This window comes from Pseudomonas sp. 6D_7.1_Bac1 (assembly GCF_025465945.1).
Classification (GTDB): domain Bacteria; phylum Pseudomonadota; class Gammaproteobacteria; order Pseudomonadales; family Pseudomonadaceae; genus Aquipseudomonas.
In genome coordinates this window covers 1-9,243 of sequence record NZ_JANLNW010000037.1, presented here as the reverse complement: position 1 = coordinate 9,243, position 9,243 = coordinate 1, and the positions used below count along the sequence as shown (strand labels likewise).

The following is a 9,243-nucleotide window of genomic DNA, read 5'->3' as shown; positions in this document are numbered from 1 at the left end:
CGGCGGGCGCACAAAAAAAAAACCCCCCCCCCCCCCCCCCCCCCCCCCCCCCCCCCCCCCCCCCCCACACGGTTGCGGTGTTCAAGCCCTTAACTTACCGGCATTAATTTCTGTGGGAACGGCGCAGTCCCGACCGAAGTCTGACCTTTCGCTTACGACTCGACCCAGGGGGCGGCCTACGCTGTCGTCGAACTTTCTTGAGCCCCTGGTCTGCGATGATCCTGAACCCTGAATCCAAGTACCCGAGCCGCCGCTCGTACGTAGTGAAGCTGCGTGGCGATGCCGCGCCGGGAGCCCTCGTGGGCCGCCTCGAAAACCTGGTCACCGGACGTCAGCGCGAGTTCTCGTGCGCCGAAGAGCTGCTGCAGTCGATTGCCTCAGACCTTGTGTCGGCGGCCGGCGAGCACACGGCAGATGCCGACGGCGAATGACGTCTCCAACATGAATGAGTGCTCGATATGGCGACCGAACGGCGACGCTTCGCTGACGACTTCGCGCACACCGGGCCCTACGCTGATGCCATCTCGAATCTACACGAGTCCACTCCAATGCAGCGACTTCCACCCCCCCATCCGCTGACCCACTACGCCGGGCAGACAACCTTCCAACATGCCGAACGCCTGGTCGGCGTCGTCGTTGGTGCGGCGCTCGCCGCGTCTATCGCCCTGATCTTGACCGGTTGCTCCACGGAGGTCCTCAAGCCGTCGGTAGACCTGCCGGCCAAGTTCGCCGCAAGCACAGCCTCCGAGATGGAACCCGAAGCCGCGTGGTGGAAGACGTTCAACGACCCGGTGTTGACGGATCTGGTGCGCCGCGCGATGCGCGAGAACCGGGACATCAAGATCGCCGCCGAGCGCGTGCGCGCCGCACGCGCCGGCGAGACGATCAGTCGCTCCTGGCTGTCCCCGAGTGTTGGCGTGTCCGCCTTCGGCGCCGACGGCAGCACCAGCTACGACACTGCCAAAAAGCAGGGTTTTCCAGACACCAAGACCGTCGGCGCGGGCCTGGACGTCTCGTGGGAGCTTGACCTGAGTGGACGCCTGCGCGCTGGCGCGACCGCGGCCGAGGCCGAAGCACTGGCCGCGGAGCACGGCGTGCGCGGCGTGCGTCTGCTGGTGATGAGCGACGTCGCCACCAACTACTTCACGCTGGTCGGCGCACTGCGCCAGGCCGAAACATTACGCGCGATCTCGGCGGCGCAGGACGAGACACTGCGCCTGGTTACCGCGCGCCACCGTGCAGGGCTGGCAACCTCCTTCGACGTCGAGCGCGCGCAGACAGATGCCGCATCGGCGCGCGCGCAGATCCCGCCGTTGGAAACGCTGGCAGCCGTATCACGGCACCGCATCGCAGTGCTGATTGGTGACCAGGCCTTTAACGCCACGAGCATCCAGCCCTCGCGTGGCAACGCGGTGGCCCCCGAGGCCCGGCAGGGGCAGCCCGCCACCCTGTTACAGCGCCGGCCCGACGTGCTGGCGCTGATGGCGCAGCTCGATGCAGCCAATGCACGTCGTAAACAGGCCGCAGCCGAGTGGTTCCCGCGACTGTTCCTCGGTGCATCCTACGGGCGCCAGGGCCTTGAGATGAACGGTCTGGACTTCGGCGCCGCCCGCTTCACCAACGTGGCTGCTTTGCTCACGATGCCGATCTTCAACGCCGGGCGCACGCGCGCGATCAACGAGGTCGCCGAGAGCGGCCAGCGTGAGGCACTACTGCGCGCCGAGGACGGCATCGTACGGGCGCTCGAGGATGTGGAGAACGCCCTCGTCACGCAGGCGCAAGAGCGCCACCGCGCCGAGTCGTTGCAGTCGGCTACCGAATCTGCGGAGGCTGCGCTGAGTCACGCACAGTCGCTCTACGATAGGGGCCAGATCGACCTGTTGCCGCTGCTGGATTCGCAGCGGGCGCGCCTGGCGGCACGCCTGAACGCCAACGACAGCAACACCCGCCTGCTGCTCGATAGCGTGCAGCTTTACAAAGCTCTGGGCGGGGGCTGGCAGGTGTTCGAACAACCCGCCACCCCCACCGCAGCCACCGCAGCCGACCGGCCACCACTGTCCTAAGAACCTGTCGCTTTTCAAAGAGGAACCGCCTTGAAGAATTCCCTTACTGCGGCCGGCGCCCTGGCCGTCGCCGTCATGCTGTCCGCGTGCAGCCCGGACCAGCCCACCGTGCAGGCACCACGGCCAGTACGCACCGTTGAAATCAACTATGACAATGCCCGCGAAGTCAGTCGCTACGTGGGCACCGTACAGTCGCGGCATGAAGTCGACCAGGCCTTCCGCGTGGGCGGCAAGGTCGCCCAGCGCAAGGTCGATGTAGGCCAGTTTGTGCACGAAGGCGACATACTGGCTGTGCTGGACGACAGCGATTACCGCCTCGCTGAGGAAGCGTCGCAGCAACAGTGGGCGGTTGCCGTCGAGCAGACGCATCAGGCCGACTCGGACCGCCAGCGCCTGACCGCGCTGAAGGTTGACGGCTCGGTCAGTGCGGCCGACGCCGAGCGCGCGAATACAAATGCTCAAACCACGCATGCGACCGCCGAGGCCGAGGCGCGAAAGCTTGAGCTCGCGCGCAACCGGCTCAAATACACCGTGCTGCGCGCCTCTCGAAGCGGCGTCGTCACGGCTGTGCGCTTTGAGGCGGGGCAAATCGTGGCGGAGGGCCAGCCGGTTGTCTCGATTGCAAATCCGGATGAATCAGAGATCGTCGTCGATGTGCCCGAGGATCAGCTGTCGGTCTTCAAGGAGGCGCGTTTCAAGGCCTCGCTGGCCAGTGCACCAAACGAGACCTTCGATGTCACGCTGCGCGAGTTGTCGCCACAGGCTGCGGCGCAGACGCGCACCTATCGCGCGCGGCTTAAGCCGGTGAAGGCACTGCCGCTAGGCGCCACCGCCACGGTAATGGCCGAGCGCATGATAACAAGTGTCTCGGTGGCGGCCGTGCCGGCCACGTCACTGACGCAAAGCGGCGGCCAGCCAGCGCTCTGGGTGGTCACACCCGCGGGCAAGGATCCGGTAGGCACCGTCGAACTGGAGCGTGTGGCCGTTTGGGGCTACCGCAACGACGAGGTGCTCGTCTCCGGGCCGCAGGCCGGCGTATTGGTCGTCACTGCCGGGGTCCAGAAGATGACGTCCGGACTGAAGGTCGCGCTCCCCGGCGCGGCGATTGTTGACGCGAACACCACGCAGCAGGCCGCCCGATGAACAACTTCAACCTCACCGACTGGGCGCTGCGCCATCGTGCCATCGTCCTGTTCATGCTCCTCATTGTCGCAGTGGCCGGCGCCTTCAGCTTCACCAGGCTCGGTCAGCTCGAGGATCCGAACTTTTCCGTGCCCTCAATGACCGCGATCGTCATCTGGCCGGGCGCAACCGCCCAGCAGATGCAAGACCAGGTCCTCAATCGCATGGAGAAGAAATTCGAGCAGATCGACAACTTCGAGAAGGTGGTCACCTACGCGCGGCAAGGCTACGCAGGCATGACGCTTACCGTGCGCGGCGGCACCTCCAAGGCCGACCAGCGCGAAGCCTGGTACCAGGCGCGCAAGAAACTCAACGACCTGAACCGTGAGCTGCCTGACGGCGTGATCGGCCCGATCGTAAACGACGAGTACGGCGACGTGTATGGCCTGATGTACGCAGTCAAGGGTGACGGCGTCGGCCACGCCGACCTGTCGGACGTGGCCGAGGACATCAAGCACAGCATGCTAAAGGTACCGATGGTCAAGAAGATCGATGTCATCGGCAAGCAGGCCAAGCGTGTCTACGTCGAGTTCTCGCACGAGCGCCTGGCAGCGCTGGGCATTACACCGTTGGCCATCGCCGAAAGCCTCAAGAGCCAGAACGCCCTGTTGCCCGCAGGCCAGATCGATACCAACGGCGACCGCGTCATGGTGCGCGTGAGCGGCCAGTTCACCAGCGTAGACGCTATCCGCAACGTACCCATCGCCGCGGGCGGCCGGATGATCAAGCTCGGAGACATCTCAACCGTCACACGCGGCTTTGAGGATCCGCCAACCTACACGGTCCGCCACAATGGCCAGCCGGTGCTGATGCTTGGCATCACCATGACCAATGACGGCAATATCGTAGACCTCGGCAAGGCGATGGAGACGGCAGTCACCAAGATCCAGTCCGAGCTGCCGCACGGAGTGGAACTGGAGCGCGTGGCCGACCAACCCTCCACGGTGAAGGACGCGATCTGGGACTTCGAGCGGTCGCTGATGGAAGCGCTGATCATTGTGATCGCGGTGAGCCTGGCCAGTCTGGGCTGGCGCACAGGCCTTGTCGTCGCGACCTCGGTGCCGCTGGTGTTGGGTGGCGTGGCGTTGGTGATGCTGGCGATGGGCTGGAACCTCGAGCGCATCTCGCTCGGCTCGCTGATCATCGCACTCGGGCTGCTGGTCGATGACGCGATCATCGCTATCGAAATGATGGTGGTGAAGATGGAGGCCGGCATGGACCGTGTGAAGGCGGCCGCCTTCTCCTACCGATCCACCGCCATGCCGCGACTGACCGGTGCGCTAATCACCGTCGTGGGCTTCTTGCCCATCGGCCTCTCGAAGTCCACCACCGGCGAGTACGCGGGTGGCATTTTCTGGATCGTCGGCGCCGCGGTGCTGTTCTCGTGGATCTGCTCGGGTATCTTCACTCCCTACCTGGCGGTCAAGATGCTGCCCAAGGACTTCGGCAAGCACCAGCATGCCGGCGATCCGTATGACTCGAAGTTCTACCGCAAGCTGCGCGGTCTGATCGACACCGCCATCGAGCGCCGCTGGGTTGTCATCGGCGCAACGTTTGGCGCCCTGGCGCTCGCTCTGGCCGGAATGAAGTTTGTGCCGCAGCAGTTCTTCCCCAACAGTTCGCGCCCTGAGCTGGTCGTCGACCTGCGCATGAAAGAAGGTTCGTCCTTCGCGGCGACCACCGAGCAGGTGAAGCGGATGGAAGCGCAGCTGTCAAAGGACGAGGAGGTCAAGTACTTCACCGCCTACACCGGCGCCGGCGCGCCGCGCTTCTATCTCTCGCTCAATCCCGAGCTGCCGAATCCGGGCTTTGCCCAGTTCGTCGTGATGACCAAGGATCTGGACGCGCGCGAGCGGGTACGTGCGCGGCTGATGGCCGCGGCCGACCAGCAATTCCCGCAGGCGTGGGTGCGCGTAACCCGGCTTGAACTGGGGCCGCCCGTCGGCTACCCAGTGCAGTTCCGCATCGTGGGTCCCGATACCCAGGTAGTGCGCCAGATCGCCCGCGATGTGGAGAAGGTGGTCGGGGCCAGTCCGAAGGTGCGCGACCTCCAGCTCGACTGGAACGACCCGGTTCGCACACTGAAAGTGGAGCTTGATCAGGACAAGGCGAGCGCGTTGGGCCTCACGCCAGCCGACGTGTCGCTGGCGACCCAGACCGTGATGAACGGCGCAACCTTATCGCAGCTGCGTGAGCACGAGGACCTGATCGACATCGTGGCCCGTGCCGTACCTGAGGAACGCTTGAACCTCGACACACTGAAAGACATCAACCTGTACACGCGCCAGGGCACAGTGGTGCCGCTGTCACAAGTCGCACAGGTGCACTCTGAACTGGAAGAACCCGTGCTGTGGCGCCGCAACCGCGACATGGCGATCACGGTGCGTGCCGACGTGAAGGATGGCGAGCAAGGTGTATCGGTGACGCAGGAGATCCAGCCGTTGCTCAAGGACATCGAAGCCAAGCTGCCGACGGGCTATCGCATAGACGTGGGTGGAGCGGTGGAGGAAAGTGACAAGGCCAACAAGGCGCTGCTCGCCGTGGCCCCGCTGATGCTGATCACCATCCTGTTGCTGCTGATGCTGCAACTGCAGAACTTTTCCCGCATGTGGATGGTGATGCTGACTGCACCGCTGGGCCTGATCGGAGTGGTGCCGGCGCTACTAGTATTCCAGTCGCCGCTGGGCTTCGTTGCGATCCTGGGCATCATCGCACTGGGTGGCATGATCATGCGCAACGCGGTGATCCTGATCGATCAAATACAAATCGAGATCGCAGAGGGGCACACCCCGTGGAACGCTGTGCTGGATGCCGCCATTCACCGGGCCCGTCCGGTGATGCTGACGGCGCTGGCCACCGTCCTCGCAATGATTCCGCTAACGCGCAGTGTGTTCTGGGGGCCGATGGCAATAGCAATCATGGGCGGCCTGACCGTGGCGACGCTGCTGACGATTTTCTTCGTCCCGGCGCTGTACGCCGCATGGTTCAAGGTGGGTCGCCAGACGGCCGCTGGCACCCAACAGGTGAGCGGGGACGCCGCGCTCGCTTCTGAATGATGATCGGCAAAGCGCTGGATGCCGATGTCCAGGTCCAGGCGCCTACCGGCGAACAGTTCGTGTATATCGTCGCAATTGACTATCCCTGAGCCTCAGCGACGGGCAATCAGCCCTTGGCGCGCAACACGCGTCAGTTGCCTGATCACTTCAGCCGCATCTTCAGCGCTGGGCGACTGGATCACGGCCAGATCGAAGCTGTCGCTGGCAAAACGTGCCAGCGATTCGCCGTCTTCGACAAACTGGATCAGGAACGCTGCCGGGCCGCCGGTACGACGTGGCCAGCCATCCAGATAACGCAGCAGCGTCGGCTGGTGATTACCGCCAAGAAGGATTTTTGGATTGCGCTGGGCAAGGTGTGCCGTGATCGGCGCGGGACGTACTGGGGGGCGTAATGCATTCATCGTGTCGTGTCTCTGCCTCAAAAGTCTGCATGGCAGGTGAGAGGCAACACCGAACCAGCGCTTTAGCGGTATTTCGAAGCCTGTTTCAAGCTTCTATCGGCAACTGAATGAGTCACCTGGCGCCCCGCAAGTAGCTGTTTAAATCGGCGCATGGCAAACATCCTAGAGAAGCCGACAGGACAGTGTCAAGAATCTTGCGCAACAAAAAAGGCCCTCAAAATGAGGACCTTTTTGTTGAGCCCGAGCGGTCAGCCGGTGATGGCGCGGTCTACCGACAGCTTGCCGGCGCCTTCGATCAATAAGGCGATGCTAACGCCAAGCAAGGTCAGGGCATATTCATAACCGTTGGTGGCCATGAACAGACCGTTGTGAATGTGCACCGAGAAAATGGCGACCAGCGTGAGGAAGGCCAGCCCCAGCGCTGCCGGGCGTGTCAGCAAGCCGATGATCAGCGCCAGACCCGCGAAGAACTCGGTACCACCGGCCAGGATCGCCATCAGGTGACCTGGCGCCAGGCCGATGCTTTCCATGTACTGCGCGGTACCGGCAATGCCGTAACCGCCAAACATGCCGAAGAGTTTCTGTGAGCCGTGGGCAACGAAAATGATGCCGACGATAATCCGCAGTACGGCCAGACCGTAGCCAGCGCGGGTGGACAGTACCTTGTTGATCAATGTGCTCATGCTGTGTCATCCATTGTGAGAGTGTGTTGGTTGGCCGCTATATTAATCAGTTAAATTCATGTTAAAAGCGCAAAAATCCCGCCATAACAATCAGCTTAGTCGATCATTTGCGTAAGGCAACTTTCTGCCCCTGAGGCTCCAACGACTCTCGTTCCCGGTCATATGCCAAAAAGTATTTGTTCACACTATTAACATAGCTGACAGGCCCCATTCCCACCTGCTCCATGGCAATGCGTTCGACCTGGAAAAACCACTGATTGGGGTTCAAGCCACGGCGCCTGGCCTCGGCACGCATCCCCTGAACACGTTCCGGCCCGATGTTGTAGGCCGCCAGAACGAAGGCCATGCGCTCACGCTCATTGAGCTTGGGACTGGCGAAAAATTTGCGACGGATCAGCGCCAGGTACTTGGCCCCGGCCTGCACATTACTGTCCACGGACTGAATGTTGTTGACCCCGACCCGCTGCGCCGCCGACGGGGTAATTTGCATCAACCCGGTCGGACCACTGCCGCTTCGGGTGCCGGGTTCAAGCGCTGACTCCTTGAAGGCCAGAGCCGCCAGATTCAACCAGTCCATGCCCTGCTCGCGGGCGTGTTTTTGCAGGACCGGGCGCAGCTTCTCCAGACGCTGACGGTCGGCGCGGGCCAGCGGATAGTGAACCTGATAAAGGCGTCGGTAGATGCGCTGGAACGCCACATCCTGATCGGACGGGGTTTTATAGGTTTGCAGGAAGCGATCAATGCTCGCCCGCAACATCGACGCGTCGCGACGCACAAACCAGTATTCCTTGCCCGGCTCGCTGATGACCACCTGCCGATCGAAGCGCAGCCTGGGCAGGATCTTGCCCCAACGCTCGGCGATCGGTTGCTCGACGATGGTCAGGTGAAAAATCCCGCCCTGCACCATCTCCAACACATCTTCAACCGCCAGGCTCGGGTCGACCCACTCGACCTTGACCGGTGGCAGTTTGTGCAGCGCAAGCTTCTGATTGATCTGATTGATGGCTTCACCGGCCGCGCTACCGGCGGTCAGCGCCAGGGTTTTGCCGGAGAGTTGTTCGAGACGGGTGTAGCGGCGCTCGCCCTTGATCCCCACCAGCAGCAACGGCACGTTACTGACAATCGGCTCGCTGGTACTGACGGCGCGAGCGGACTGCGCATCCAGCAGCTCCCCCGGCGCCACCAGGTCACCCTCGCCGCGCTGTAATGCGCCGAGCAATTGATCCTTGGCTTTGGGAATGATCTTGAGGGAGATTTCCTGGCCGTCACGGGCATGGCCATTGAGGTACTGCTCGAAGGCTCGCAGGCGATGGTACTCGACGCCAATGGTCTGGCCCTGGACTTCACCGGAGCTGTTACGGCTCTGATTGACCAGCACCCGCAGCACGCGGCTGCCGCGAATTTCCGCCAGATCGCGGACCTTGCCCGACTGAACGGCTTCCACAGGCCCCGTCAACCGTGCAACCGCCGGCATCGGCAGCAGCATCGACAAGCACAGCAGTAGCAAAACCTGGAGTCGCGTCATCCGTTCTCCGGAAAGAATACTGTCCAACGTCTCGAAATTTCGAGCAGTGGGTCGACAGAAACAGAGCGCCTTGAGCGCTGGCATAGTGCGAAAGATTGCAGCCGCGACGGCCAATGGGCCCGTCGAAGCTCTCTTCCGGCATCAAAAGACAGCTTTAACTCTTTGTAGTTCTTGGTTTTTCTTATAAATCTACAGCTCTGGTATGCTTTCCGGCCAAAGGTCTAGGGTCTGTTGACGTTTGGTGACGACCGCGACGGATGCCCATTGGGTGCAGGGCAAGGCGCGAGGAACGCGGTTTGGTTGTTCCAAATAAGTTCCGAGCAACGCAGCCCT

Annotated in this window: 7 protein-coding genes and 1 pseudogene; 5 read left to right on the top strand and 3 right to left on the bottom strand. The window is 62.6% G+C overall.

Going from position 1 to position 9,243, the window contains the following annotated elements:
- Window positions 1-215 precede the first annotated feature (215 nt).
- The 5 genes and pseudogenes from NTD87_RS10075 to NTD87_RS10055 all read left to right on the top strand — a co-directional run.
- On the top strand, window positions 216-431 hold the full coding sequence (locus NTD87_RS10075) for a hypothetical protein (protein ID WP_262113637.1): 216 nt from the start codon (window positions 216-218) through the stop codon (window positions 429-431).
- A 117-nt stretch (window positions 432-548) separates the two neighbouring features.
- Window positions 549-2,063 (top strand): TolC family protein, encoded by a 1,515-nt coding sequence (locus NTD87_RS10070; RefSeq protein WP_262113638.1) that lies wholly within the window; start codon window positions 549-551, stop codon window positions 2,061-2,063.
- A gap of 30 nt (window positions 2,064-2,093) precedes the next feature.
- Entirely contained in the window at window positions 2,094-3,206 is a 1,113-nt protein-coding gene (locus NTD87_RS10065) for an efflux RND transporter periplasmic adaptor subunit (RefSeq protein ID WP_262113636.1), read from the top strand.
- Entirely contained in the window at window positions 3,203-6,301 is a 3,099-nt protein-coding gene (locus NTD87_RS10060) for an efflux RND transporter permease subunit (RefSeq protein ID WP_262113635.1), read from the top strand. Before NTD87_RS10065 ends, NTD87_RS10060 begins: the two co-directional genes overlap by 4 nt.
- A pseudogene (locus tag NTD87_RS10055) lies at window positions 6,301-6,390 on the top strand (transcription elongation factor GreB); the annotation flags it as partial. The gene NTD87_RS10060 and the pseudogene NTD87_RS10055, both read left to right, overlap by 1 nt.
- Window positions 6,391-6,393: 3 nt before the next feature.
- Here NTD87_RS10055 and NTD87_RS10050 read toward each other — a convergent pair.
- The 3 genes from NTD87_RS10050 to NTD87_RS10040 all read right to left on the bottom strand — a co-directional run bounded on the left by NTD87_RS10050 (window position 6,394) and on the right by NTD87_RS10040 (window position 8,910).
- Window positions 6,394-6,702 carry a class I SAM-dependent methyltransferase gene (locus tag NTD87_RS10050; RefSeq protein WP_262113634.1) on the bottom strand — a complete coding sequence of 103 codons (309 nt, stop codon included), beginning with the start codon at window positions 6,700-6,702 and terminating at the stop codon, window positions 6,394-6,396.
- A 248-nt stretch (window positions 6,703-6,950) separates the two neighbouring features.
- Window positions 6,951-7,385, bottom strand: coding sequence for a DoxX family protein (locus NTD87_RS10045; RefSeq protein WP_262113632.1), 435 nt, complete (start codon window positions 7,383-7,385; stop codon window positions 6,951-6,953).
- A gap of 103 nt (window positions 7,386-7,488) precedes the next feature.
- Complete coding sequence (locus tag NTD87_RS10040; RefSeq protein WP_262113630.1) at window positions 7,489-8,910, bottom strand: transglycosylase SLT domain-containing protein; 1,422 nt, start codon at window positions 8,908-8,910, stop codon at window positions 7,489-7,491.
- Window positions 8,911-9,243 lie beyond the last annotated feature (333 nt).